The sequence below is a fragment of the Listeria aquatica genome, from assembly GCF_014223975.1.
GTDB classification, from domain to species: domain Bacteria; phylum Bacillota; class Bacilli; order Lactobacillales; family Listeriaceae; genus Listeria; species Listeria aquatica.
The window spans coordinates 191,208-217,810 of record NZ_JAARRM010000003.1 but is presented as its reverse complement, the minus strand read 5'-3'; the positions used below and the strand labels follow the sequence as shown (position 1 = coordinate 217,810).

General features: G+C 39.8%; 21 protein-coding genes, 3 tRNA genes and 1 rRNA gene. 23 read left to right on the top strand and 2 right to left on the bottom strand.

Translation table 11 applies throughout. The features are described from left to right. The 7 genes from rrf to proC form a co-directional block, all read left to right on the top strand. A 5S ribosomal RNA gene (rrf, locus tag HB912_RS13400) occupies positions 1 to 74 on the top strand; the annotation flags it as partial. A gap of 13 nt (positions 75 to 87) precedes the next feature. Then, positions 88 to 162 (top strand) — tRNA-Asn (locus HB912_RS09690). A gap of 26 nt (positions 163 to 188) precedes the next feature. Further along, positions 189 to 261, top strand: a tRNA-Thr gene (locus tag HB912_RS09685). A 13-nt stretch (positions 262 to 274) separates the two neighbouring features. Beyond that, positions 275 to 347, top strand: a tRNA-Thr gene (locus HB912_RS09680). Positions 348 to 455: 108 nt separating this feature from the next. Then, positions 456 to 1,346 (top strand): TetR/AcrR family transcriptional regulator, encoded by an 891-nt coding sequence (locus HB912_RS09675; protein WP_185374142.1) that lies wholly within the window; start codon positions 456 to 458, stop codon positions 1,344 to 1,346. Between the two features lie 94 nt (positions 1,347 to 1,440). Then, positions 1,441 to 2,925, top strand: a complete 1,485-nt coding sequence (locus HB912_RS09670) for a DHA2 family efflux MFS transporter permease subunit (RefSeq protein WP_185374140.1) — start codon at positions 1,441 to 1,443, stop codon at positions 2,923 to 2,925. Positions 2,926 to 3,008: 83 nt separating this feature from the next. Then, positions 3,009 to 3,809: a pyrroline-5-carboxylate reductase gene (gene proC / locus HB912_RS09665; RefSeq protein ID WP_185374138.1), complete on the top strand. Its 801-nt coding sequence runs from the start codon at positions 3,009 to 3,011 to the stop codon at positions 3,807 to 3,809. Between the two features lie 87 nt (positions 3,810 to 3,896). Here the strand turns inward: proC and HB912_RS09660 are convergent, their stop codons facing one another. After that, entirely contained in the window at positions 3,897 to 4,574 is a 678-nt protein-coding gene (locus HB912_RS09660; RefSeq protein WP_185374136.1) for a cyclic nucleotide-binding domain-containing protein, read from the bottom strand. Between the two features lie 356 nt (positions 4,575 to 4,930). On the opposite strand from HB912_RS09660, the gene HB912_RS09655 reads away from it, so the two are divergent. The 10 genes from HB912_RS09655 to fdhD all read left to right on the top strand — a co-directional run bounded on the left by HB912_RS09655 (position 4,931) and on the right by fdhD (position 21,446). Beyond that, entirely contained in the window at positions 4,931 to 6,019 is a 1,089-nt protein-coding gene (locus HB912_RS09655; RefSeq protein ID WP_185374134.1) for a PA14 domain-containing protein, read from the top strand. A gap of 49 nt (positions 6,020 to 6,068) precedes the next feature. After that, entirely contained in the window at positions 6,069 to 6,683 is a 615-nt protein-coding gene (locus HB912_RS09650; protein WP_185374132.1) for a class F sortase, read from the top strand. Then, positions 6,683 to 7,954 (top strand): glycosyltransferase family 2 protein, encoded by a 1,272-nt coding sequence (locus tag HB912_RS09645; protein ID WP_185374130.1) that lies wholly within the window; start codon positions 6,683 to 6,685, stop codon positions 7,952 to 7,954. Before HB912_RS09650 ends, HB912_RS09645 begins: the two co-directional genes overlap by 1 nt. Before the next feature lie 4 nt (positions 7,955 to 7,958). After that, positions 7,959 to 8,582: a carbonic anhydrase family protein gene (locus HB912_RS09640; RefSeq protein ID WP_185374129.1), complete on the top strand. Its 624-nt coding sequence runs from the start codon at positions 7,959 to 7,961 to the stop codon at positions 8,580 to 8,582. Between the two features lie 37 nt (positions 8,583 to 8,619). Continuing rightward, positions 8,620 to 8,799, top strand: a complete 180-nt coding sequence (locus HB912_RS09635; RefSeq protein ID WP_185374127.1) for a hypothetical protein — start codon at positions 8,620 to 8,622, stop codon at positions 8,797 to 8,799. A gap of 48 nt (positions 8,800 to 8,847) precedes the next feature. Next, complete coding sequence (locus HB912_RS09630; RefSeq protein ID WP_185374125.1) at positions 8,848 to 16,545, top strand: Ig-like domain-containing protein; 7,698 nt, start codon at positions 8,848 to 8,850, stop codon at positions 16,543 to 16,545. Positions 16,546 to 16,659: 114 nt separating this feature from the next. Then, complete coding sequence (locus HB912_RS09625) at positions 16,660 to 16,935, top strand: hypothetical protein (protein ID WP_185374123.1); 276 nt, start codon at positions 16,660 to 16,662, stop codon at positions 16,933 to 16,935. 201 nt (positions 16,936 to 17,136) lie between these two features. Next, positions 17,137 to 20,121, top strand: a complete 2,985-nt coding sequence (gene fdhF, locus HB912_RS09620) for a formate dehydrogenase subunit alpha (protein ID WP_185374121.1) — start codon at positions 17,137 to 17,139, stop codon at positions 20,119 to 20,121. Next, the gene (locus tag HB912_RS09615) at positions 20,114 to 20,590 is read left to right on the top strand and encodes a helical membrane plugin domain-containing protein (RefSeq protein WP_185374119.1); all 477 of its coding nucleotides are present in this window, start codon (positions 20,114 to 20,116) and stop codon (positions 20,588 to 20,590) included. The genes fdhF and HB912_RS09615 overlap by 8 nt, the downstream gene beginning before the upstream one ends. A 58-nt stretch (positions 20,591 to 20,648) precedes the next feature. Further along, the gene (gene fdhD, locus HB912_RS09610) at positions 20,649 to 21,446 is read left to right on the top strand and encodes a formate dehydrogenase accessory sulfurtransferase FdhD (RefSeq protein ID WP_185374117.1); all 798 of its coding nucleotides are present in this window, start codon (positions 20,649 to 20,651) and stop codon (positions 21,444 to 21,446) included. A gap of 31 nt (positions 21,447 to 21,477) precedes the next feature. Here fdhD and HB912_RS09605 read toward each other — a convergent pair whose 3' ends face one another. Continuing rightward, a complete protein-coding gene (locus HB912_RS09605) occupies positions 21,478 to 22,332 on the bottom strand; it encodes an alpha/beta hydrolase (RefSeq protein WP_185374115.1) in 855 nt (284 codons plus the stop codon). 128 nt (positions 22,333 to 22,460) lie between these two features. On the opposite strand from HB912_RS09605, the gene HB912_RS09600 reads away from it, so the two are divergent. The 6 genes from HB912_RS09600 (at position 22,461) to HB912_RS09575 (ending at position 26,542) form a co-directional block, all read left to right on the top strand. After that, positions 22,461 to 23,282, top strand: coding sequence for an HAD family hydrolase (locus HB912_RS09600; RefSeq protein WP_185374113.1), 822 nt, complete (start codon positions 22,461 to 22,463; stop codon positions 23,280 to 23,282). A 66-nt stretch (positions 23,283 to 23,348) separates the two neighbouring features. Next, positions 23,349 to 23,609 (top strand): hypothetical protein, encoded by a 261-nt coding sequence (locus HB912_RS09595; RefSeq protein WP_185374111.1) that lies wholly within the window; start codon positions 23,349 to 23,351, stop codon positions 23,607 to 23,609. A 116-nt stretch (positions 23,610 to 23,725) separates the two neighbouring features. Beyond that, positions 23,726 to 24,751 (top strand): zinc-binding alcohol dehydrogenase family protein, encoded by a 1,026-nt coding sequence (locus HB912_RS09590; protein WP_185374109.1) that lies wholly within the window; start codon positions 23,726 to 23,728, stop codon positions 24,749 to 24,751. Beyond that, positions 24,741 to 25,265: a dihydrofolate reductase family protein gene (locus HB912_RS09585; protein WP_036073249.1), complete on the top strand. Its 525-nt coding sequence runs from the start codon at positions 24,741 to 24,743 to the stop codon at positions 25,263 to 25,265. The genes HB912_RS09590 and HB912_RS09585 overlap by 11 nt, the downstream gene beginning before the upstream one ends. Positions 25,266 to 25,267: 2 nt before the next feature. Further along, entirely contained in the window at positions 25,268 to 25,900 is a 633-nt protein-coding gene (locus HB912_RS09580) for an isochorismatase family protein (RefSeq protein ID WP_185374107.1), read from the top strand. 27 nt (positions 25,901 to 25,927) lie between these two features. Next, the gene (locus HB912_RS09575; protein ID WP_185374105.1) at positions 25,928 to 26,542 is read left to right on the top strand and encodes a DUF1648 domain-containing protein; all 615 of its coding nucleotides are present in this window, start codon (positions 25,928 to 25,930) and stop codon (positions 26,540 to 26,542) included. Positions 26,543 to 26,603: the final 61 nt, after the last annotated feature.

Here is a 26,603-nt window from a genome sequence, read left to right as displayed (position 1 = left end):
AACACGGTAGTTAAGCTTCTCCGCGCCGATGGTAGTTGGGGGCTTCCCCCTGTGAGAGTAGGTCGCCGCCGGGCAAGGTGTTATTGTTCCACAGTAGCTCAGTGGTAGAGCAATCGGCTGTTAACCGATCGGTCGTAGGTTCGAGTCCTACCTGTGGAGCCATTTTTTTGTATATCTGGCCTTGTTTTGCCGCTTTAGCTCAGTTGGTAGAGCGCTTCCATGGTAAGGAAGAGGTCGCCGGTTCAAGCCCGGCAAGTGGCTTTTATATGATTGAGCCGGCTTAGCTCAGTTGGTAGAGCAACTGATTTGTAATCAGTAGGTCGCGAGTTCGACTCTTGCAGCCGGCATCGGATAAAGACATTCTTAACAGGAATGTCTTTTTATTTGGCATTAACTTGAACTATGCGTTTATTTTTATTATACTTAGGGTGTAATTATCTTGAGGAGATGAAGAGTTGAAAGATAAAAAACGGAGAATTATAAGTGAAGCAAAAACAATTTTTAGAAAAAAAGGTTATTTATTAACTTCTGTGACTGATATCGTGGAGGCCAGTGAAATTTCCAAGGGAACATTTTATAATTATTTTACATCAAAAGAAGAACTGGCTATTACAATTTTTAAACAAGAGTATTCGGTTCTTTACCAGAGGTTAGATCAGATCATGCAAGAGGAAGATAAGACCCAGAAAGAAAAGTTCAAAACTTGTATTGAACTGCTGGTGAAATTCCATATCAAAAATGCCGAAATTTTAAATATTAGTTTTTCTCAAGCTACACTTGATGATGACTTTAATCAATTCCTTCTCAGTGTGCGTTCGAAAAGTGTTAAATGGATAAAGGAACAGATGCTACTAGTATATGGGAAAGAGACTGAACCTTATTTGAATGATCTTGCAATGATGTTAACGGGAATGATTCTTCTTTTTGTATTTGTTTCAAGCAAACGCAATAAAGAAAGGGCAAGGATTCCTGAAGCTGTAGACTATGTGATGAACCGAATGGAAGTTATTGTGAAGGATGTCGTTAGGACGAAAGAAATTGTACTCACAGATGAAGATATGGATGGGTTTACGCCTGACCACTTGTCACTCAAGAAACGGCGGATGGGTAAATTGAAAAATTTGGTGGAAGACTTGCTGATGAAAATTGATGCCGGGCAAATTGCTGATTCGGATAAGTGGCAGTTTAAGGAAACTTTAAATGCTCTTTTAGCTGAATTAAACAATAAGGAAACTCCACGAAGCTTTATTATTCAAGGCGCAATTTTATATTTAAAACAACAAGTACCCAAGAACTTGGAAACTGAAATAAGCAAACTTGAATCACAAATTAATGAATTATTATAAATTGACTGCGTGGTCATTTTTTCTTGACTAACTAGTATTATTGAATTATACTACTAATATTCACAGAAATGCTATTTGGGAAGGGGAAGTCTACGTGAACGCAATTTCAGAAGGAAATCCAGTAGATGCTAACGGAAAACCGTTTAATCGAACTCTATTGGTGGTAACGATGGTCATTGGTGCGTTTGTGGCTGTGCTGAACCAAACGCTACTTGCTACAGCGCTACCGATGATTATGGATGATTTAAAAATTACAGCAGCAACTGGGCAGTGGCTGACAACGGCCTTTTTACTTACAAATGGGATTATGATTCCAGTTACGGCGCTATTGATTGAAAAAATAAATTCGAAAATTTTATTTATCACAGCGATGGTTGTTTTTGCCACAGGTACTTTGATTGCTGCTCTTGCGGGATCATTTTCGGTGCTACTGATTGGACGGATTGTTCAAGCGGCTGGTGCGGGAATTATGATGCCGCTATTACAAACTATTTTTCTTTTAATTTTTCCAAGAGATAAACGGGGAGCAGCGATGGGAATTATGGGACTCGTCATGGCATTTGCTCCAGCCATTGGACCAACGCTATCTGGATGGATTGTAGATAGTTTTGATTGGAGAGTTTTATTTTGGGTTCTTATTCCAATTGCTATTGTTGATATTTTGCTGTCATTCTTTGGTATGAAAAAAGTTGTGACGTTGACTGACATTAAGATTGATTTCTTTTCGATTGTGCTCTCGTCTATTGGTTTTGGATCACTTCTTTATGGATTTAGTGCAGCCGGCAATGATGGTTGGGGAGATCCAATTGTAGTTGCAACCTTGATTGTTGGGGTAATTGTGATTGCATTATTTATTTGGAGACAATTGAAAATTGATAATCCAATTTTGGAATTTCGTGTCTTTAAGTACCCGATGTTTTCACTTTCGGTAATTATTAGTTCGATTGTGACAATGGCTATGATCGGAACTTCGATCGTGCTTCCATTGTATATTCAAAGTATTCGCGGGGAAACGGCGTTACAATCTGGATTGCTTTTGCTTCCAGGTGCACTTTTGATGGGAGTTATGAGTCCTATTACAGGGGTTATTTTTGATAAAATTGGGGCACGTTGGCTAACGATTATCGGCTTAACTATTTTAACGGCGGGAACGATACCGTTTATGTTTCTTACGGCAGATACGCCAATGTGGCATGTGATGCTATTTTATGCGATTCGCTTTTTAGGGATTTCGATGGCAATGATGCCAGTAAGCACAGCGGGGATGAATGCTTTGCCTAATCATTTGATAAATCATGGCTCGGCGGTTAATAATACGATCCGGCAAATTGCTGGTTCGATTGGAACGGCGCTGATGATTACGGTTTTGACAAATGTAACAAAGGATCATATGCCAGGAAAATCGCTTCTTGCAACGAATCCGCAAAGTTACGCGCAACATGCGGCGGATGCTAGTTTAAGTGGAATGACTGCGGCGTTCTTTGTTTCTGCGGCCTTTGCGGCACTTGGCTGGTTGCTTAGCTTTTTAGTGAGAGACCGGAAGCCGGCAGCTGTTGTACAAAAATTTGAAGCGAAATAAGCGAAAAACGCACCCTTTAAGGGTGCGTTTTTTGTGGAAGAATGCTATATTTTTACTGGATACATCGAAAGGAGCGGAAAACAATGAAAGTAGGATTTATCGGCGTTGGAAATATGGCGCAAGCGATTATTAGCGGTCTCGTGAAGGAAATGCCCGCAGAAGATATTTTGATTTTTAATCGTACGAAGGAAAAGGCAGAAGACTTTGCAAGAAAAACTGGCGTGAAAGTGCTAGATGCTTCTGAGGATTTAGTTTTACAAGCTGATATTGTCGTTGTGGCAGTGAAGCCTTATGTATTTGAACTGATTTTACCGGATTTGAAATCGGCTTTTGAATCGAAGCGCCCACTTATGGTTTCGATTGCGGCTGGACTTAGTCTGGAACAATTGGCGGGGTTTGTTGGAGAGAAAATGCGCATTGTTCGTGTCATGCCTAATGTAAATGCAACAATTGGCGAATCTATGTCTGGGGTTTGCGGGAACGAATTTGTGAGCGCGGAAGACTATCAAAATGTTGAGGAGATTTTTGCTGCGGTAGGGAGCACGGCGCGTATTCCTGAAAAAGATTTCAGTACGTTTGCGGCTCTTGCTGGAAGTTCACCTGCATTTATTTATATTTTTATTGACTCGCTTGCACGTGCGGGAGTTAAGGCCGGACTTGCTAAGAAACAGGCGCTCGAAATTGCGGCTCAGGCGGTTCTTGGTAGCGCTAAAATGGTACTTGAAAGCGAAACACACCCGTATGAGCTTGTGGATCAGGTATGTTCTCCTGGTGGTACGACAATCGCTGGTGTGAGTTCGCTCATGGATGATGCGTTTGCAGCGAGTGTGATGCACAGTGTGGAGGCAACTATGAAGCGTGAAGCGGAACTTTCGGATAAGTAAAAGTGACTGGTTTTAACAAAAAGCAGAAATCAAATGAAGTTTTTTTAGAAACTTTTGTTTGATTTCTACTTTTTATTTTGTGATGCTTTATCTTTCTATGGATACTGTTGTTTTTGAAAGAAGTTGTTTTTTACAAGGAACCATTTGTAGTGGATGGTAAGCTAGAATGATGTTTTTTGTCTGTAATTCATTTAGCGTTTTATAGACTCGGCTTCGGTTACAACGTGTGTAGCGAGTGATGAAAGTCTTAGTTACGAATTTAGGAAAGGTAATTTTATTTCCGATGATTGGTAAGTCGAGGTTTTTGGCTATTTCACATAAAGCGTTGTAAATTCTTTCTGATGGAGGAGAAAAGACCTTTAGATAATGATTGGCATATTTAATCATCGATTGAATTACGCAGTCCCGCAATAGTTTTTGAAAGCCCTCTGTTCCGTATAGGTGGTTTAAAATGTATTCTCTATCTAAGAAAAAGATTTCTGATTGTTGTAATGTGGTGATTCGATATTGTACTGGATCATATAGCAAGGAAGAATCATCTAAAAGTATTTCAACACCAAAAATGTCTTCACTTTTTAGAATACCAAGTAACACCCATTGTTCATTTAGATAACCTTCTAATTGGCAGAAACCACTCTTTATAATGCCGATTTTGTGATTGTGATTAGGAAATGAATAAATCATTTCCTGTGGTAAGAAAGTTGCTTGCGCAACATCCGATGTGATTTTTTCTTCATTTTGTAAAAATGATAATATCTCTAACATAATTATTTCCTCCCGTAAAAATAATTACAATTATACTGATAAAAATAATTGTAAAACAAGTATTTGTGGGACGATTTAAAGTAAAAGATATGTAAAAAATATAAAAATTTAATTTTTGAGCGAAAATAATATAGCTTATGGTGCCAGATTATATATATATATGGTTGTTCACATTTTCGTAACAAAAACAGAGAATTATATTTCATGTTTGATATGTATAAATACTTATTCACATTTTTGTAACAAAAATCAATGGAAATAGTCTTAGGCGTAATTTAAAAGGACTTGGAATAAAATTAAAATAGTATAGAAGGATAAACAAATATGAATAAAGGAAGAGGAGAAAAATGTTGAAAATGAAAAAGTTTTTTTTAATGGGAGCAATGATTTTACTTGCTTGTTCATCAATACTAATGAGTCAGAGCAATTTTGCTTCAGCAGCAGGCATTCAAAAAGCTGAGACGCAGACTTCAAGAGTAACTGGGAAGTTAGTTCACGGAACATTTACAGAATACTTTAAGCGAGATGGCGTAAGCTATACACCAGTTGCAAGTCAATATGAAAATACAGATTTGAATTTTAGCTGTCCTACAAACAGAGAACCTTATCCGGGACTAAATCCTAACACTGGCTTTAGAGTTGCAAAAACTGCTTATATTAAAATAAATGAAACTGGCACATATAGATTTTATGCTTCTTCATCAGGTAATGCACAAGTTTATATTGATGACATGCTTGTCCAAAGTTATGCACCTGTTTATTTGCAAACGGGACAAATTGTGAAAGTGAAAGTTGTTAATTCATTTCCGACAATGGATTCTGCTAGACAAGGTGTGTACAGTACGGATCTATATTGGTCAACTCCGTCAATAGCTAGTGGCGTTATACAACCATATCGCTTAATTCCTCAAGAAAGTATCTACACGACTCCAGATTTGCAAGGTGTGGATACTGAAGTGCCTGACAAACTCGTTCACGGAGTTTTTACTGAATACGCAAAACGTCAGGATAATCTTACTTTGAATTTCATTCCGGTTGCAAGTCGTTATGAAAATGCAACCCTTGATTTTAGCTGTGCAGCTAACAAGGAGCCGTATCCGGGAATAAACCCAAGTGCTGGTTTCCAAATAAAGAAAACAGCTTATATTAAATTAACTGAAACAGGGACTTATAGATTCTATTCAACGGGAAGTGCTCAAGTGCAAATCTATGTTGATGACACACTTGTTCAAAATACTGCGCCATTATATCTACAAGCAGGACAAATTATTAAAGTGAAAGCTGTGGCACCTTACTACACTGCAAGTCAAGCTTCTACAGGTAGATACTACTATGACTTAAGATGGTTAACTCCTTCTGCTGCAAGTAGTTTTAAACCATATGCACTTATTCCACAAGAATTACTTTACACAACTCCAGATTTGAATGGAGTTCCAAATAACTAAATAAGAATTCTGTTTGTTTATCCTTCAAAATTAATACTGAGGAAAAATCATGGTAAAAAAAGTATTTATATTTTGTGTAGTACTATTTATTTTGCTGAATTGTGTCAATGTTTATCATTATTTTTTGAAGAATCATCAAGAAGTGGAAGTGCAAGTTGAAAGCAAAACGATTAAGGAAGAGAAGAAAGAAAAAGATTCTATCAAAAAAAAGGTTCTTCCAGTAAAATTAAAGTTTTTAAAACCATCAATATCCGTGCCTATTCGTCTAGTTAGTGTGGATGAAAAGCAGAGAATGGAGGTGCCGGAAGGGCTAAAAGAAGCCGGTTGGTTAAAAAATAGCGCGATTCCTGGAGAAAAAGGAACATCACTTATTGCGGCTCATAGGGATTGGAAAAATGAGCTTGGTCCTTTTTCTTATTTAGAAAAAATGGATCAAAAAGATCAAATTGAAATTACGTTTTCCAATGGAAAGAAAAAGTACTTTGAATTCAAACGAAAAAAAAGGGTAGACACGGAAGCGGATCCTGATGCTTCGATCGATGTAAAACAAAAAACAACTTCACAAGTCATTTTGATTTCATGTACAGGAAAATTTAATCATAGAACAGGAAATTATAATCAGCGGGAATTAGTTTATTTAATTCCAGGGAAGGTGAAGAAGTAATGATGTTGATAGATGTTCTTGCCACTATTTTATTTGGTATATATGTGTTTTATGTATTTTTATTAATTACTTCTCCTAAAATGATTAAAAAGGAGAAAATGGTCTATCAAGATCTGCTTCATTACGTTGTTTTTATTCCTTGTTTAAATGAAATGAAGGTTATTGATAAAACAGTTAGAAATATTTTGGATTCGGGAGGCAATGTCCATGTAGTGGTTATTGATGATGCCTCTGATGATGACACACTCAAAGTGGTCAGGAAGATAGCTAGTAAGAACGTTCATATTATTGAACGAAAACTTCCTAATGCGCGAACTGGTAAAGGAGAAGCCCTAAATGAGGCTTTTAAAAAGTTGATGCGAGTTGTGCGTATGTTAAAAGTGGATGACACAAAGCTAATTGTCACTGTGCTTGATGGTGATGGTGAATTTTCAAAGAACGCACTAAAAGAAGCATCCATTGCCTTTCAAGATAGTAGCACTTCAGCTGCTCAATGTCGTGTTAAAATTCGCAATAACAAGCGTTTGTTACCATTATTGCAAGATGTGGAATTTTTTACAATGGTTGCAGATATACAAAATGTTCGAAATTATACGAATAGTGTAGGGTTAGGCGGGAATGGACAGTTCATTCGTTTGTCTGCCTTGGAGAAATTGAGTGTGGAAGCGCCTTGGGGAAACAGCCTGTTAGAGGATTATGAAATGACTTTACGGTTATTTTTGAAAGGTGAAAAAATTAAATTTTTACCAAGAGGCATTGTTGCCCAAGAAGGTTTGACCTCAGTGAAACAGTTAATTATGCAAAGAAGTCGCTGGGTACAAGGAAATATTGAATGCTTGAAATATCTACGTAGGATTCTGAAAAGCAAAAAAATCGGTTTGTCGGGTAAAATAGATATTTTTTACTTTTTTTCACAACCGTTTTTGAATTTATTAGGTGGAATTTTAATCTTTTTTTCTTGGATTATTTTAAGTGTATTTTTATATCACTTGGTACACACGGAACTTTTATATAGCGGGAAATTAGACAATACATTAGCTTTTATTTTGATTCTTATTGCGATTTCTATTGTACCAGGTATGTTTTTTGCCATTAAGTATTATTGGAATGTACGTGCGTTTAAAGAGATTGAATCCATTTCTTTTTTTCGATGTATTGAAGCGGGACTGTTCATGCCGATATACAACATTATAATGATTCCAAGTGTTTTGATTGCTTTTAAGCGCTATTTATCGAAGGAGAATGGTTGGATTAAAACGGAGAGAGTGTGAGGGAATGAAAAAGAAATATTTTTTAGGAATAGGCTTAGCGGTACTTGTAGTTCTTGTTGTTGGAGCTTTGATTTGGAGTGCTCAACAAAATAAAAATGCGAAAGAAACAACCATTCATCAGAATGATGTAAAACAAATAAAACTTACAAGAGATGAACTTAAGTTTCAACCAGATTTTTTTGAAGTTTCACGAAGTAAAGGAACGCTTTGCTTGACGCCGGTTAAAGCGGAACACAAAAAAGAAAGTGAAGTTTTTTATCAGAAACAAAATTATAAATTAAAAAAGATTCAGTTGTTTTTCCCAAGTAAAAAATTGTTGAAGGATAAAAAGTATCCTGGTGAAATTCGCATGCAACATCAAGCGAAGTCAGGCGATAAATTAACAATTGTTTCGTATGTGGAACGGGGGAAAGAGAATTTCGCTCTGAAGGAAACAAGTGAAATCGCTAAAAAATTGAAAAATAATGAAGAAATAAAAACTCGAGATCCTATTAGCACGCTAGCTTTAATCAGCCAAGATTATCGAGTAGTTCAATATAAACAGTCAGAAAAACAATTATATATAGTGTTCAAACAACCGATTACGTTATCCCAAAAAGAGTTTGACAGTTTTAAAAGTATGAAATAAAACTAGCTTTTTTGGATGGGTGAAGGAGGTGACAGCAGTGAGTATTTCAGGAGCGAATGTTTTATTACCTATAACTGGTGGTGGAATTTCCGCAGTGGCGTTAGTAACGAATGGTTTCCCAATTTCAGTTGTGTTAGCAGCAGCGGCATTAGCAGTTGGCACGAATTTGTTTTTAGTAGTAAAAAAGAAACGCAGCATGAAATTAGAAGGAAAATAATTAGGTGTTTTACGGGTCTAATAGGGAAAATAAGAGGTGAATATTTTTTTGAAAAAGCTTAGATTGATTAACATTTGGCTCACAGTACTAATGATTATGAATATTTTGGCGCCTAGCATTTCTGCATTCGCTGTGGAACGCTCGAGCGGTAAAAGTCTTGGCAAGGCCGGGACGGCTTCTGTTAGTGCAACTTTTTTCGAAGATTTAAATGGAAACTATACGCAAGATCCCGATGAAGCAGGTGTTCCGGGAGTTACTGTGACATTGTATGATGCGAGTACACTGAAAGCAGTGGGAACTCAAGAAACAGACGCATCGGGTAAATATAATTTCGCTAATCTACCAGCTGGTAGATATTATTTGAATGTTAAAGCACCTGAAGGCTATAAGTTGTTCACACAAGGCTCACTTGGATTTGGACCAGATGGAAATTCGGGTTACTTTTCAATTAGTGAAGGTCAGGTTTTCACAGAAGGTTGGGGAGGATTGTACCCTACAACAGCGATGGTATCAGGTTTAGTGTTTGGTGATGAAAATAAAAATGGTGTGCAAGATGGCTCAGAAAAAGGAATTCCAGGGATAGAATTAGGTTTGTATTTATCTGGAAGTTCTACGCCGCTACAAACTGTTAAATCTGACACGACGGGTAAATACCTTTTTAAGAAAATAACAACGGGTCAAACTTATGAAGTGCGAACCATTTCTGTACCGCCAAAATATCAAGTTATTAAAAATAGTAACTTCGATAACACGGGTAAAAGTATTCCTCTTTTCTTAAATTCAGGAGACAATAGACAGAATATTAATTTAGCCCTTTATGAAAATGTTCCTGTTACAGGATTAACCGTGACACCAGATAAGCTTTATGAGGAAGTTGGAAACAAAGGAAAAATTACGGCTAATGTTTTACCGATCAATGCAAGTAATAAAGAGGTTTTATATACCTCAGAAGATAGCTCAATTATTAGCGTGGATAGTGTCGGAAATTGGGTCGCAAAAGCTGCAGGAACAACTAGAATCAAAGTATCTAGTGTAAGCAATCCAGAACAGGTTGCATATGTAGACGTTACGGTAGTGGAAACGAAGAATTCTGCTATTAATGGGATTATTTCTAAAAGTGATGGCACGGGTTTTAGTGGTATAAGTGTTTCACTGATTGAAGTTGGAACGGATAAAGTTATTGGAAGTACGACGACTTCTCAAACGGGTTCCTACTCATTTACCGGATTGAAAAAAGGGAATTACTATGTTTCTGTTTCAATTCCAAAAGATTATGAGGTTAAAAATGGAAACGGCTATTTTGATACAACCGGAAAAACAGGTTATTTAAAAGTGGATGGAAGTAACATCTTGTCAGGCATTAATTTGCAGTTGAAAGAAAAAGATGTATATGCTTCGTCTATTACTGTTACGCCAAGCAAAATTGATGCGATAACAGGGGATACAGGTAACATTACGACGACATTTGAACCAGCGAATACAAATCACAAAAAAGTTACGTATACGGTTGGGAATCTCGGAATTATTTCTGTAGATCCTGTTACTGGAGTATGGACAGCGAAAAATCCAGGAACTACAACAATTACAGTAACAGCAGAAGGTGGAGCGAGTAAAACCATTGATGTCGTTGTAAGAAGTAAGGCAAATTCTCATATTGGTGGTAAAATCGTGGATTCGAATAATGTTGGGGTTGCGAATGCGCGGTTAACGCTTTACAGATGGAATGGAGAAATTGTTGGAACACAAACTACTACAAGCGATGGTCTTTATGACTTTGGCGGTTTGTCGGCAATGGATTATTACGTCAAATTAGAAGTACCAGATGGTTATAAATTTGTTTCTTCTAATTATTTTTTCCAAAGTCAAACAGGTTATCTTAAGGTAGATGGGACTCAAAATATTAGTGATGTTAATGCGATTGTTGATGTTGCTAATCCGAAAAGTTCGGCGATAAGTGGGAAAATTACAGACTTATCAAATGGAAACATTGGGATGAGTCAAGTGAAAGTCTCGCTCTTTTATGCAAGTACTGGTGAAAGTGTTTCGACCGTGACGAGTGCGGATGGAAGTTATTCATTTGACGATCTGAAAGCGGGCTATTATTATTTGAAACTAACAGCTCCGGAAGGCTATGAATTAGGTAGCTCAGAGAAATTCTATCAAGATTTAACGACAGCCTATATTTACGTAGATGGTAAAAGTAAAGCTGCTGATTATAATGCGGCGCTAAAGAAAAAAGTTCCAGCCAATCAGTCTAGTTTATCTGGAAAAATTAATTTGTTAAATGTAGGTGGATACGGTGATGTTGCATTAGATTTGTATTCTGCAAATGGAATAAAACAAGCAACAGTCCAAACGGACGCAAGTGGTGCGTATTCTTTTGCGAATTTGGAAAAAGGAACTTATTACATCAAACTGAACATACCAACAGGTAAAGAAATTTTTTATTCAAATGGTTTTGGCGGTGATGGTGTATCAGGTTTCTATGAAATAACAGGTAGTAACACAATTGTTGGTATTGACGCGACTTTACGGGATAAAGATGTTCCTGTAACGGGTATAACTGTTGAACCGAAAGAATTGAACCAAGTTGTGGGGGATACAGGCAAACTAAAAGTAACATTCACACCAAGTAATGCAACAAATCAAACCTTGACTTACACAAGTGCGAATCCAGAAATTATGACAGTGGATAAAGATGGGAACTGGAAGGCTGTTGGACCAGGTGAAACAACGATTACCGTGAAAACAGCGAATGGTTTAACAGCTGAAGTTCAAGTTACTGTTAAGCAGAAAGAAAAATCTTCACTTGCAGGTACTGTTAAGGATAAAACATCGGGCTTAGGCTATAGCGGACTAACTGTCATTCTTTATGATATTACGGGGAAACCAATCGGCCAAACAGTCACAAGCTCAACAGGAAGTTATTTGTTTGATAGTTTAGTGCAAGGAACTTATTATTTAAAATTAAGTATTCCAGCAGGTAAAGAAATCACAACCCCAAGTTCGTTTGGTGGCGATGGTGTATCTGGTTTTTATGATGTAACAGGAGTAAATTCTATTACCGGAATTGACGCAACTTTGAAAGACAAAGAAGTACCTGTAGAAAATCTTACGGTTGAGCCGAAAGAACTCAACCAAATTGTTGGAGATACTGGTAAGTTAAATGTAACGATTACACCAAGCGATGCAACGGATAAGACGCTAACTTATACAAGTGCGAATCCGGAAATTATGACAGTGGATAAAGATGGGAACTGGGTAGCGGTGGCACCTGGTAAAACAACGATTACCGTGAAAACAGCGAACGGCTTAACGGCAGAAGTGCAAGTTACAGTCAAAGCGAAAGAGATTCCTGTAGAAAGCATTACAGTAGAACCGAAAGAATTGAATCAAATCGTTGGGGATACAGGTAAGTTAAATGTAACGATCACGCCAAATAATGCGACGGATCAAAGCTTAACCTTTACGAGTGCGAACCCGGAAATCATGACGGTGGATAAAGATGGCAACTGGAAAGCCGTAGCGCCAGGTAAAACAACAATTACGGTGAAAACAGCGAATGGACTCACTGCCGAAGTTCAAGTAACAGTAACTCCACAAGAAAAATCTTCACTTTCAGGGACTGTAAAAGATAAAGTTTCAGGAATCGGTTATAGTGGCTTAACCATTGTTTTGTACAGCTTTGATGGAAAACCAATTGGACAAACGGTTACCGGGGTTTCTGGTAGCTACGCATTTAATAATCTTCCAAAAGGAACTTATTATTTAAAATTAACGATTCCATCAGGAAAAGAAATCGCAATTCCAAGTTCATTTGGTGGGGATGGTGTATCGAGTTTCTACGATTTGACTGGAGCAAACTCTGTAACTGGAATTGATGCAACGCTTAAAGATAAAGAGATTCCGGTGACAGGGATTACCGTTGAGCCAAAGGAACTTAATCAAACTGTTGGGGATAAAGGCAAACTAAATGTAACCATTACCCCAAGCAACGCAACCGACAAAAGCTTGACGTATACAAGCGCTAATCCAGAGATTATGACAGTGGATAAAGACGGTAACTGGGAAGCTGTGGCGCCAGGTAAAACAATGATTACGGTAAAAACAGCAAATGGGCTAACGGCAGAAGTGCAAGTCACGGTCAAAGCAAAAGAGATCCCGGTAGAGAGTCTTACTGTTGAACCGAAAGAACTCAACCAAATTGTTGGCGATACTGGCAAGCTAAATGTAACAATCACACCTAGCAATGCGACTGACAAAACGTTGACATATACGAGTGCTAATCCAGAAATTATGACAGTAGATAAAGATGGCAACTGGAAAGCGGTGGCGCCAGGTAAGACGACGATTACGGTGAAAACAGCGAATGGTCTTACTGCTGAAGTGCAAGTGACAGTAAATCCGCAAGAAAAATCTTCACTTTCAGGAACTGTAAAAGATAAAGTTTCAGGGATTGGTTATAGCGGGTTAACGGTCATTTTATACAGCATTGATGGAAAACCAATTGGACAAACAGTCACCGGAGTTTCTGGGAGCTATGTGTTTAGTAATTTGCCAAAGGGAACTTATTATTTGAAGTTGATGGTTCCTACAGAAAAAGAAATTACGATTCCAAGTTCATTTGGTAGCGATGGCGTATCGAGTTTCTATGATTTAACTGGAACAAATTCTATAACTGAAATTGATGCGACACTTAAGGATAAGGATATTCCAGTTGAAGGAATTACAGTCGAGCCGAAAGAACTCAACCAAATCGTTGGCGATACAGGTAAGTTAAACGTGACGATCACGCCTAGCAATGCAACAGATAAAACATTAACTTATACAAGTGCGAACCCAGAGATTATGACGGTAGATAAGGATGGCAACTGGAAAGCGGTAGCGCCCGGTAAGACAACAATTACAGTGAAAGCGGCGAATGGACTTACTACTGAAGTTCAAGTAACGGTTAAAGCGAAAGACATTCCAGTGGAAAGTATTACAGTCGAGCCGAAAGAACTCAACCAAATTGTTGGGGATGCAGGTAAGTTAAATGTAACGATCTCACCAAATAATGCGACAGATCAAAGCTTAACCTTTACAAGTGCAAATCCAGAGATTATGACAGTAGATAAAGATGGCAACTGGGTAGCGGTAGCACCCGGTAAGACGACAATTACGGTGAAAACAGCGAATGGTCTTACTGCCGAAGTTCAAGTGACAGTAAATCCACAAGAAAAATCTTCGCTTTCAGGAACTATAAAAGATAAGTCTTCAGGACTTGGATATAATGGTTTAACAGTCACATTATATAGTTCTGACGGAAAAGCTCTTGGACAAACAGTTACAGGGATTTCTGGTAAATATGTATTCAATAACTTGCCTAAAGGCACTTACTATTTGAAATTAAATATTCCTGATGGAAAAGAAATCGCAGTCCCAAGTTCGTTTAGTGAAGATGGGGTTTCGAATTTTTATGATTTGACTGGAACAGATTCGATTACTGGAATTGATGCAATGCTAAAAGATAAGTCTATTCCTGTAGAAAGTCTCACAGTCAAGCCGAAGGAATTAAATCAAATTGTCGGGGATACAGGTAAGCTAAATGTGACCATCACACCAAGTAACGCGACTGACAAGTCGTTAACTTACGCGAGTGCTGATCCAGAGATTATGACAATAGATCAAGCTGGAAATTGGGTAGCCAAAGCACCTGGTAAGACAACGATTACAGTAAAAGCTGCGAACGGCATTACTGCCTATGTTCAAGTAACAGTCAAGGCGAAAGATGTACCAGTGGAAAGTATTACAGTTGAACCAAAAGAGTTAAACCAAATTGTTGGGGATACAGGTAAGTTAAATGTGACCATCACACCAAGCAATGCAACAGATAAAACATTAACTTATACAAGTGCGAACTCAGAAATTATGACAATAGATAAAGATGGCAACTGGAAAGCAGTAGCGCCCGGTAAAACAACAATTACAGTAAAAACAGCGAATGGACTTACTGCTGAAGTTCAAGTAACGGTTAAAGCAAAAGATATTCCTGTAGAAAGCATTACGGTTGAGCCGAAAGAGTTGAACCAAATTGTTGGGGATACAGGTAAACTAAATGTGACCATCTTACCAAGTAACGCGACTGACAAGTCGTTAACTTACACAAGCGCTAATCCAGAGATTATGACAGTAGATAAAGACGGAAATTGGATAGCAAAATCTGTTGGTAAAACAACTTTGATTGTAACGACAAAAAATGGCTTGATGTCCTTTGTTCAAGTGACTGTCAAAACAAAAGACGTTCCAGTGGAAAACATCACAGTGGAACCAAAAGAATTGAATCAAATCGTTGGGGATACAGGTAAACTAAATGTGACCATCTCGCCAAGTAATGCGACTGACAAGACATTAACTTATACAAGTGCCGATCCAGAGATTATGACGATAGATCAATCAGGAAATTGGGTAGCTAAAGCTCCAGGTAAGACAACGATTACGGTGCGTACTTCTAATGGAGTTACAGCTTATGTTCAAGTAACAGTTAAAGCAAAAGATATTCCAGTGGAAAGCATTACAGTGGAGCCAAAAGAGTTGAACCAAATCGTTGGGGATACAGGTAAGCTAAATGTGAGCATCTTACCAAGTAATGCGACTGACAAGACGTTGACATATACGAGTGCCGATCCAGAGATTATGACGATAGATCAATCAGGAAATTGGGTAGCTAAAGCTCCAGGTAAGACAACGATTACGGTGCGTGCTTCTAATGGAGTTACAGCTTATGTTCAAGTAACAGTTAAAGCAAAAGATATTCCAGTGGAAAGCATTACAGTGGAGCCAAAAGAGTTGAACCAAATCGTTGGGGATACAGGTAAGCTAAATGTGAGCATCTTACCAAGTAATGCGACTGACAAGACGTTGACATATACGAGTGCCGATCCAGAGATTATGACGATAGATCAATCAGGAAATTGGGTAGCTAAAGCTCCAGGTAAGACAACGATTACGGTGCGTGCTTCTAATGGAGTTACAGCTTATGTTCAAGTAACAGTTAAAGCAAAAGATATTCCAGTGGAAAGCATTACAGTGGAGCCAAAAGAGTTGAACCAAATCGTTGGGGATACAGGTAAGCTAAATGTGAGCATCTTACCAAGTAATGCGACTGACAAGACATTAACTTATACAAGTGCAAATCCAGAAATCATGACGATAGATCAATCAGGAAATTGGGTAGCCAAGGCACCTGGAAAGACAACGATTACGGTACGCACATCCAATGGCATCACTGCAACTGTTCAAGTGACCGTTACTAAAAAAGTGAGTCAAGGAGTTGGCGTTACTTTCTACGATTATCCAAGATCACTTGGTTACTTTGTCGAGAAAGGAACGGGAACTGCCACAAACTTTGACGACGATTACAACAACGAAGAGCCATATCCAGGCCTTGGAACGGATTATTATAAAGTGAAAAAAGTTGGATATGTGACAGTTAAAGAAACGGGTAGATATACTTTCTCTGTTGAGACAGATGACGCTGGAACCGTTTATTTAGATGATGAAAAAATTATTGATCATGATAATGTGATTGGTGGAGCTCTATCAAACTTCCGCTACTTACAAGCTGGGCAAACGATTAAGATTACAACGGAACATTTTAACAAGGAGGCGCCAGTTTCTTACTTCCACTTGAAATGGCAAACACCAAGTAATCCATATTCGCCAGCTTCAATTCCGGATGCGGATATTGTGATGGATACAAAATGATTTTTGAGGGATTGTAAATTTTATTAAAGTTGTTTGACAAATTGTCTGTAGGAACGAGAAACTTCGAATTCTGTGTTATGCTTGATGGCAAACAAAACCGAAGGAGGCGTTTTTATGCCGCTATTTGATCAATTGAAAAACTTGGCCGGGGACAAGCTTTCGGAATTCCTCGGTGGCACTGGCGAACAAATTTCGGAAAGCGCAGACGAAGTGACGAATCAAGTTGAAGCAGGTACGGATAAAGTGACGGAAACTGTTGAACAAGTTGATCCAAGTGAAATAACGGGCGGTCTTAGCGACAAGGTGGATGAAGTGAAAAATTCTATCGGGGAACAGCTAGGCTCACCTACTGATTTGTTAAACAACGTCAAAGATTTTTTCGGAAAATAGTTAGAAGAATGCTGTAATCGGGTATATATTCCCGGTTGCAGCTTTTTTTTATTTGAACAATCACTCAAGATGGTGAAATTGGCTATATCATGCTATTTGATAAGCGTTCTCAATTAAGTTTTTACTGTATAATTCACATAAAAGCTGATATAATAAAAAGTATGTAATCGTTTTCTTAAATAGTAAGGAGGAGGAGCTTTTATGGCAGAAAGAATCACCGTTCAGATTAACGGGAAGCCTCATGAAGTGGATGAAGGGCAACGAATTTTAGACTATCTGAATGAACAAGAAATAAAACATCCGCATATTTGCTATAGTGAGCAAATGGGACCTATCCAGTCTTGCGATACTTGTATGTGCGAAGTGGACGGCGAATTGATGCGTGCGTGCAGTACTGAATTTAAGTCGGGGATGCAAATTGAAACGGATTCGGAAAAAGCAACGGATGCCCAGCTAGAAGCGATGGACCGGATTTTGGAAAATCATTTGTTGTACTGTACGGTTTGCGATAATAATAACGGGAATTGTCGTGTACATAATACAACGGAACTTCTAGGTGTTGAAGGGCAATCGCGCCCTTATCGCGAAAAAGGCTACCTGAATGATTTTTCGCATCCGTTTTATCGCTATGATCCAGACCAGTGTATTCTTTGCGGACGCTGCGTGGAAGCTTGCCAAAGTGTTCAAGTAAATGAAACATTATCGATCGATTGGGAAAGAGATCAGCCAAGAGTGATCTGGGATGATGATAAACCGGCGAACCTCTCATCTTGCGTTTCTTGCGGGTTGTGTTCAACGGTTTGTCCTTGTAACGCGATGATGGAGAAATCCATGCTCGGGCAGGCTGGATTTATGACGGGGATAGACGAAGATGTACTTGATCCGATGATTGATCTTGTGAAAAAAGTGGAACCGAACTATCAAACGGTTTTTGCGGTTTCTGAAGTTGAAGCGGCGATGCGTGATACACGGACGAAGAAAACGAAAACGGTTTGTACGTTCTGTGGTGTGGGTTGTACGTTTGAAGTTTGGACGAAAGATCGTAAAATTTTGAAAGTGGAACCAACAGGCGAAGGTCCGGTTAATAAGTTTGCAACTTGTGTGAAAGGGAAGTTCGGCTGGGACTTTGTGAATGACAAAAAACGTCTAACTTCACCACTCATGCGGGAAGGTGACGAATTTGTACCGGTTAGTTGGGAAAAAGCGCTTGAAACGATCGGAACGAGGTTGCGGGAAATTCAGGCAAAATATGGCAGTGATGCACTTGGATTCATCAGTTCTTCGAAGACTACAAATGAAGAGAACTATTTAGTGCAAAAGTTGTCGCGCCAAGTTTTTGAAACGAATAATGTGGATAACTGCTCGCGGTACTGCCAAGCGCCGGCTTCTGATGGTCTTACTCGGACAGTTGGAATCGGGGCGGATTCGGGAACGGTTGAAGATATTGAATCGGCAGGACTAATCATGCTTGTTGGCTGTTCGCCTGCGGATGGGCATCCGGTTATCGCGAGTCGAATCAAGCGGGCGCACAAATATAATGGTGCAAAACTGTTTGTTTCAGATTTGCGTAAACACGAAATGGCAGAGCGAGCAGATAAATTTGTTCGACCAAAACAAGGAACGGACTTTGTTTGGTTAACGGCGGTCGCGAAGTACATCATTGACCAAGGCTGGCATGATGAAGCCTTTATGAATGAACGTATTTCGAATGTGGATGAGTATTTGGAATTCTTAGCACCGTTTACGTTGCAATATGCGGAACAAGAAACGGGGCTTTCTGTAGATACGCTTAAAGAAATTGCCGAAATGGTTCACGAAGCAGACGGGACTTCAATTTGTTGGGGAATGGGCGTTACGCAAAATATTGCTGGTTCGCATACTTCGTCTGCTATCTCAAATCTACTTCTTGTTACCGGAAACTACGGAAGAAATGGAGCTGGGGCATTCCCACTTCGCGGACACAATAATGTTCAAGGTGCTTGTGATATGGGCTCACTTCCAAATGTACTTCCTGGCGTGCAACCAATTGGTGATGCTGATGTAAGAGCTCGCTTTGAAGCGGAATATGGGGTCTCAATTTCGGAAACTCCAGGTCTGAAAAATAACGAAATGCTTGATGCGATTGAAGCAGGCACGTTGCACGGTATGTATCTAGTTGGTGAAGAAATGGCTTGGGTGGATTCAAACTCGAATCATGTTCAAGATACACTCGCAAAACTTGATTTTCTTGTCGTACAAGATGTCTTTCTTTCAAAAACGGCGCAATTTGCTGATATTGTTTTACCAGCTTCGCCTTCTCTTGAAAAAGAAGGAACGTTTACGAACACAGAACGCCGGGTTCAGCGTCTATATGAAGTTATGAAGCCGCTTGGTGATTCGAAACCTGACTGGTGGATTACGCAAGAAGTAGCACGTGCTTGTGGAGCGGACTGGAATTACAGTCACCCTAGCGAAATTATGGACGAAATTGCAAGTCTCGCACCATTTTTCCGTGGCGTAAGTTATGACCGGATGCAAGGCTTTGATAGTTTAGTTTGGCCGGTTGATGAAACGGGTCAAGATATGCCGCTTCTTTATAAGGAAAGATTTAATTTCCCTGATGGAAAAGCGCAATTCTCGACACTTCCTTATGTACCGCCAATTGAATTCCCGGATGATTATGACTTGCAGCTCAATAATGGGCGTTTGCTAGAGCAGTTCCATGAAGGGAACTTGACGGACAAATCGAAGGGTCTGGATTATAAACTTCCAGAGGTATTTGTTGAGGTTTCGCCAGAACTTGCAAAAGAACGTGGCGTTGAAAGTGGCTCGCTCGTTCGTCTAAGCTCGCCGTATGGACATATTAAATTGCGCGCGGTTGTAACGGATCGGATGAAAGGCAAGGAAGTCTATGTGCCAATGCACTCTGTAAGTAGTGAAACGGCTGTAAACTTGCTAACAAGTAGTACGGGAGATGTTCGTACGAAGACGCCAGCGTTTAAACAAACGAAAGTTGCGATGGAAGTGTTGCAAAAAGAAGGTAAAAACCCACTTCCTGATCATAATCCGCGGAACCGCAAACGTTATCCGCAACAAGGCGTGGAAGTAGAACGGAAATGGAAACGAAATGACTATGTTCCAATTTCAAAAGTGAATTGTGCTTGTGGCGGAAGCTGCGGTTGTAAAGGAGAGAAAGAAAATGGCTGAACCAATTTCAAAAATTCGTGATGTTTCACCTTCTCCGGAAGAAAAGGAAGCGGAACAATTAGAAGAACTAAAACAAACTATCGCACAAGATGAGTCGGGCTTTAAAGAAATTTTGGAGTTTGTTAAATTGCTTCACGATGCAGGAGCGCTTGAAGCAGTAAACAGTGCAATGAAAGCGAAAGAAGATATCGCTAAAACTTTCTTAAATGAATGGCGCAAAGAACCAACGACGAATGCGATCAATAATTTGATGATTTCTGGTCAATTGCTTACGGAAACGAAACCTGAACAAACGGAAGCGATGATTGGTCAAATGAAAAGTGCTGCGAGCGAGGCAGATAAAGCGGCAAAAGATGAATCGATTGTTGGATTGTTCGGTTTAGTGAAGGCGATGAAAGATCCGGATGTGAACCGGGCATTACGTTATGGCATTGCTTTTCTGAAGGAAATGGGTAAAGGATTAAAATAACGAAGAGGGCCTCCAAGTCAATTTTGTTTGGGGGTCTTTTCTTGAAAGGGGGAGCGTGATGGAGACAAGTGCAAGCGAAAAAATGGTTCGTTATGAACGCGGGGAAGTGAAGCGTGATCAAGAAGCACTTGTTGCGGTGGAATACCCGCTGACTATCTATGTGAACCGAGAAGAGCTCGTTACGATTGTTTGTACACCGGAGTATTTGGAAGATCTAGTCATTGGTTTTTTAACTTCAGAAGGTGTCATTCGTGGCGTACAAGATGTGGATCAAATTGAAATTGTAGAATCAACGGGGCATGCTTATGTGACGGCGAATTTTGTTAACAAATTTAATGCGAAATATCGTGCGAAGCGTTATATTACCTCTTGTTGCGGGAAATCGCGTGAAAATTTCTATTTTCAATCGGATGCATCCTTGCTTGAAAGCTTTAATGAGACTTCGATTAGCTTAAAGCCGGAAACGATTTTTCGATTGATGATGGACTTTGAGGAAGCTTCGCAGACGTTTCACCGGACAGGCGGAGTGCATAATGCCGGTTTGTGTTCGGTAGAAGAAGTTTTGCTTACGCGGATGGATATTGGGCGGCACAATGCGCTTGATAAGATTTATGGGTACTGCTTGGAAGCGGGAATGAGCGTAAATGATAAAATTGTGATTTTCAGCGGTCGGATTTCTTCAGAGATTTTAGTGAAAACTGCTAAAATTGGATGCGGCATTATTTTGTCTCGTTCTGCTCCGACAGAACTCGCAATTCAAATGGCAGAGGAACTGGGAATTACTGCTGTTGGTTTTATCCGAGATGAAACCATGAATATTTATAGTCGTCCAGAACGAATTTTGATAGAAAACTAAAAACTGCAGCTCTATCTTAGAGCTGCAGTTTTTAGTTGGCCAGTTGATATACGTTTTTTTCTGGGGAGGTGTATTCAGCTAGGAACCAGTAAATGAGTTGGATGGACTCCGCGGATTTATAGATGGCATGATGACTCGCTTCTTCGCCGCGTTCGACTTTTTCCATGTATACGTGGATGTTGTCAAAAATGAGTCGCGAAGAAAGTGCACTTTGAAGCGGGACAACGCTATCTGTATTGTGCTCAGCATCTGAAATGCCTGCAATCGAAAGAAATTCTAAATCGCTTGGATTTTGCTTCTTTTTGGATAGAAAACTCTTGAGCATTGCTGTTTGATGCGCAACCTTTTTAAAATTGGCTCCGCCCGCATTGTCTTCCTCACTTAAGTCGTTAAATGGTGCCCCAAGTGTGATGATTTTTTGAAAACGCGGAGTTGCTTGATTGCCCTGTACGTAAGCAGAAAGCGCTAAGCCGCCGTTTGAATAGCCCACGCCATCCATTTTCTTGAACTTAAAGTGCTTTTCAAGGTCGTCTGTCGCAATTCGGAGCCACTTTGCCCAGTCGCTAATAGGAGCCTCATTGTCTTCAAACGCCACCGCGATAATAGGATGTTTCGAATTTTTGGTCAGTTTTCCCCGATACGAGAGCTCGCCTTTCGAGCTAATTAAAACCTCTAGTTTCTCGTTCGAAAAATGGTATTTATCTCGTAGGTTTTCGCTGATTTCATCAAGCGTGTGCTCATTTCCGCCACTCCCATGGACAAGAATGATCGGGACGGTGTTGCTCAAATTGACGGAATCTGGCGCTTCGAGTGTTTCTGGCTCGGAACAACCGGCTACGAGAAAAAGCAGAGCAGTAAGGAAAAGGATTTTTAGGCAGTTGCGCAAAAGAATGACCTCCAGATTTTGAAAATTTGGCTTTATTATAGCATATTAACGAGAAGCAGGCGTGACAAACTGGTCATTTCGGGCTATAATTCGAGTAGACTGAACCTGAAAGAAGGACGTGTAAAAGAATGATAAATACGATTGTAACGGATATGGATGGAACGCTGCTTGTCACTAAAGGAGATCAGATAGAAGCGAACAACAAAGCGGTTCTTTTGGACTGGCAAAAATCCGGAAAAAAACTTTTTTTGGCAACAGGACGGCTGGATTTGGCAATTTTACCGTTTATTCATGAACTAAAAATCACCCTTCCAGTGATTTCGTGTAACGGCGGGCTCGTTCGCGATTTTACAACGGGAGAAATTTTATATAAAAGTAGTTTGGCGCTCGAAACGATTGAAGCCGTTCTCGCCGTGCTTGCTGAGCTAGAAGTCGATTACCATATTTACACAACGGAACGAATTTTAGGGCCTTCGAATACTGGGAAAATTGCTTTCTTTAATGAGCAAAATAAGCAGCTTCCAGAAAATGAACAAGTGCCAATCACGCTCACGAAAATACCGCTTGAAGAGCTTAGTGAAGGTGAATTTCCGCTTAAAATTTTAGCAGTTGATGAAGACGAAAATAAGCGCAAGAAAGTGAAGGATGCCTTGGATCGATTTGATTTGTCTGTGATGTCCTCTGGGAAAAACTTGGTGGATATTATGAATAAGGGAATTGATAAAGCTCATGGTTTGCGCTACCTAGCGGAACATGGTTATCTCGATCTTGCGGAAACGGCTGCATTTGGGGATAACGAAAATGATGTTGGCATGATCGAACTCGCAAAAGTCGGTGTTGCGATGGGAAACGGGATTGAGCTTGCACGCGAAAAAGCAGACTTTATCACGACGGATAATGATGCTGGCGGACTTGCGCAATTTGTTCGCGACGAAATCCTGAAGGGCTAGCAGTCGCTTCCTTCTTTTGCTTCATGATATGATGAGTGTAGAAGTAAATGTGAGGAGCTGATGAAGATGGAAGAAAGTTTTGATCTTGGGTATTTCTTGAAGAAAGCTTTTGTGATTGCGGTGAGTCTCAGTTTGTTTTTTGTTGCGTTTATTGCTATTTTGACGCTTGTGGGTGTCATCATCGCGATTCCGCTACTTAAAAAGGGGAGTGAACTACTTTTTAGGAGCGATGAAAAAGCGATTGGAAGAAAATTGAAATGGAAAACGCCAGAATATGAAGCTAAAGTAAAATTCAGCGATAGTCACTTGCTAGATGAAAAAAGTTGAGATAGTGAAAAAGCTTGTTTAGGAGCCATTTCTAAGCAGGCTTTTTTTGAATTTAAAATTAGAAGCTTTATTTTAGTGAGATCGGGGAATAGAAAAAGGAAGAAAGGGTGAAGAGGATGAAAGCGGTAGGACTTTATCGGTATTTGGATATTGAGGATTCTGAGAGTTTACTGGACCTTGAACTTGAAGTACCTGTTCCAGAGGCACGAGATTTACTGGTTCGCGTCAAAGCGGTATCAGTTAATCCAGTGGATACCAAGCAGCGTGCGCCAAAAGAGCGGGTTGAAGCAACACCGCGGGTTCTTGGCTATGATGCAGTTGGAGAAGTTGTAAAAGTGGGGCGTGATGTCAATTTGTTCGCTGTTGGCGATGAGGTATATTTTGCAGGTGATGTGACAAGACAGGGAAGTAATGCGGAATATACAAGGATTGATGAGCGGCTAGCGGCGCACAAACCACAGAATTTAACAGCTTCGGAAGCAGCTGCGATGCCGCTTACGACTCTTACAGCTTCGGAAGCTTTGTTTGATAGACTGCTCATTACACCAGAAAAAGATAAAGGGAAATCCATTTTGATCATTAATGGTGCAGGTGGTGTAGGTTCAATTGCAGTGCAACTCGCCAAGTTTTCGGGTCTAGAGGTGATCGCGACTGCGAGCCGGCCAGAAACGATTGACTGGGTAAAGCAGCACGGGGCTGATTTTGTGATTGATCATCATTTGTCGATCCCAGAGGAGCTTATGAAAATTGGATTTCCACACGTGGATTATATTTTGTGTTTGCATGATACCTATCGACATTTTGAAGCGATGGAGCAGGCGATCAAGCCTGAAGGGCAAATCTGTTCGATTGTTGAGCTTAGCCATCCTGTTCAAATGAGCATCCTTAAAGATAAAAGTGCAGGTTTTCATTATGAGTTTATGTTTACACGATCCAAATATCAAATGGCTGACCAAATTCGACAACATGAAATTTTAGAAAAGGCGCGAGTGCTTTTTGAATCGGGAGAACTAAAAAGTACGCTAACGAAGGTATTGACACCGATTAATGCGGAAACAATGCGAGAAGCACATAAAATTGTGGAATCCGGCAAAATGATCGGAAAACTGGTTGTGAAAGGATTTGATGAAGATGACAAGTAAACGTGTCTCACTCTATATTGCAGTCAGCTTAGATGGTTATATTGCGGATGAACTAGGGAGCGTAGAATGGCTTGAGAAAATCCAAAGCGCGGGGGATAGTGGCTACGAAGCTTTTTTTGATAGTGTAGATACCGTCGTGATGGGACGCACGACTTACCAGCAAGTTTTCTCGCTCACAGATACTTTTCCGTACAGTAGAAAAGATGTTTATGTATTCTCGCGTTCAAAAGCAGATTCGGCCGATGAATATGCTGCTTTTGTTTCTGGAAACGTGCGGGACTGGCTTGCAACAATTGAAGGAGCGAACATCTGGCTAGTTGGCGGTGCAGGTCTTGTGAGGCAATTCTTGAAAGAAGAAGCGATTGATAAATTTGTGCTTACGATTGCACCAGTTATCCTTGGGAGTGGGATTCCGCTATTTGAAGCTGACCATCCGCACAGTCTTAAACTGGAAGACGTCACACGCTTCGGCGAGTTTGCGCAATTAACTTATGGAAAATTGGAGGAAGAATGACAATGAAAATTGCAACGTTCGATGTGGATGCACAAAATGGATTCAGTCCGGTATGCCCAGAGGAGCTTCCGGTACCAGAAGCGGAAGAGATTGTTCCAGAATTAGAATTTATGGCTACGCTTGCTGACTTTCGGATAGCGAGTAAAGATGCCCATCCAGCAAATGCAGTTTGGGTGGTAGACAAAAGTGAGGATATGCTTCAACCGCTCGACTTTCCAAATGCAGACTTAACTTGGGTGAGGCACTGCGAACCGGGGACGAAAGGCTTTGAGCTTCTTCAGGGGCTTCCGCATCCAACAGAATATGACTATTTTGTTTGGAAGGGAATGGAAGCTGATCTGCATCCATATGGCGCTTGCTATCATGATATTAAAGAAGAGCTTTCAACAGGTGTTATAGAATTTTTGAAGCAAAATGATGTAGGGACGGTAATTGTAGGTGGACTTGCTTTTGATTTTTGCGTTAAAACAACTGTGATTCAGCTTGAAAGAGCGGGATTCCAAGTTATCGTTTACTTGGGAGCAACACGCGCGCTTACAAGCGAGGGGTATCAGGAGACGAAGAAAGAGCTAGAACAAATGCCAAACATCAGACTGATAGAAACGCGGAATGACCTCGCTGTGCTTTTAAATTAATTTTTTAAGTATAGGAAGGTGAAGGAGATGAAAAAAATCGGGATGTTTCCAAGTTTGGTTATTTTGATTACGGTGGCAGCTTCCCTAATTAGTTATCCGCTACTTCCGGCGGAAATGGCCGTTCATTTCGGCAGTGACTTCTCTCCAGATATGTTTATGCAGAAGTGGCTTGGACTTATCCTGATCCCGTTTTTAATGGTGATGTTTACCGGGACGGAGTATTACGGCAAGGAGAAAGTAAAAGAAGAAAGTAAATTGGAATTTGAATATTGTTTCCGACTTTTGCTAGTTCTACTTGCTATTGTGCAACTAAGTTTGATTGCTTATGGACTGGGTTATGAGATTCCGACAGGGCGTTTTGCGTTACTTTCGGCAAGTGCTTTTACATTGTTGCTTGCTGTTTATCTAAGCTATTCGAAAAAGGTCTTCCTTTTTTTGCGGCTCGTCGGATTCAAGAAAACGGATGCCTATGCGAAAAATTTGTGGAAAAAGATCACGATCGCATCGCTCGTCTTTTTCGGTGTGGCTTGTTTAATTCTTGCGGTCTTTATGCGAAATGATCCAAGCTACTTTATGATGATTATGGTGGCAGCAGTGTGTATTATTGTTGTTGGTTCGGGCGTTTACTTGAATAAAAGATGATAATTAATACAGATTTTATTTACAATAGATACAGTTGATACTATAATGAAAGACGGAAGAC

Bases quoted from the DNA above. Each gene is read 5' to 3' on its own strand.
- proC (WP_185374138.1), top strand. From the start codon at position 3,009: ATGAAAGTAGGATTTATCGGCGTTGGAAATATGGCGCAAGCGATTATT.
- HB912_RS09660 (WP_185374136.1), bottom strand. From the start codon at position 4,574: ATGTTAGAGATATTATCATTTTTACAAAATGAAGAAAAAATCACATCG.
- HB912_RS09655 (WP_185374134.1), top strand. From the start codon at position 4,931: ATGAAAAAGTTTTTTTTAATGGGAGCAATGATTTTACTTGCTTGTTCA.
- HB912_RS09650 (WP_185374132.1), top strand. From the start codon at position 6,069: ATGGTAAAAAAAGTATTTATATTTTGTGTAGTACTATTTATTTTGCTG.
- HB912_RS09645 (WP_185374130.1), top strand. From the start codon at position 6,683: ATGATGTTGATAGATGTTCTTGCCACTATTTTATTTGGTATATATGTG.
- HB912_RS09640 (WP_185374129.1), top strand. From the start codon at position 7,959: ATGAAAAAGAAATATTTTTTAGGAATAGGCTTAGCGGTACTTGTAGTT.
- HB912_RS09625 (WP_185374123.1), top strand. From the start codon at position 16,660: ATGCCGCTATTTGATCAATTGAAAAACTTGGCCGGGGACAAGCTTTCG.
- fdhF (WP_185374121.1), top strand. From the start codon at position 17,137: ATGGCAGAAAGAATCACCGTTCAGATTAACGGGAAGCCTCATGAAGTG.
- HB912_RS09615 (WP_185374119.1), top strand. From the start codon at position 20,114: ATGGCTGAACCAATTTCAAAAATTCGTGATGTTTCACCTTCTCCGGAA.
- fdhD (WP_185374117.1), top strand. From the start codon at position 20,649: ATGGAGACAAGTGCAAGCGAAAAAATGGTTCGTTATGAACGCGGGGAA.
- HB912_RS09600 (WP_185374113.1), top strand. From the start codon at position 22,461: ATGATAAATACGATTGTAACGGATATGGATGGAACGCTGCTTGTCACT.
- HB912_RS09595 (WP_185374111.1), top strand. From the start codon at position 23,349: ATGGAAGAAAGTTTTGATCTTGGGTATTTCTTGAAGAAAGCTTTTGTG.
- HB912_RS09590 (WP_185374109.1), top strand. From the start codon at position 23,726: ATGAAAGCGGTAGGACTTTATCGGTATTTGGATATTGAGGATTCTGAG.
- HB912_RS09585 (WP_036073249.1), top strand. From the start codon at position 24,741: ATGACAAGTAAACGTGTCTCACTCTATATTGCAGTCAGCTTAGATGGT.
- HB912_RS09580 (WP_185374107.1), top strand. From the start codon at position 25,268: ATGAAAATTGCAACGTTCGATGTGGATGCACAAAATGGATTCAGTCCG.
- HB912_RS09575 (WP_185374105.1), top strand. From the start codon at position 25,928: ATGAAAAAAATCGGGATGTTTCCAAGTTTGGTTATTTTGATTACGGTG.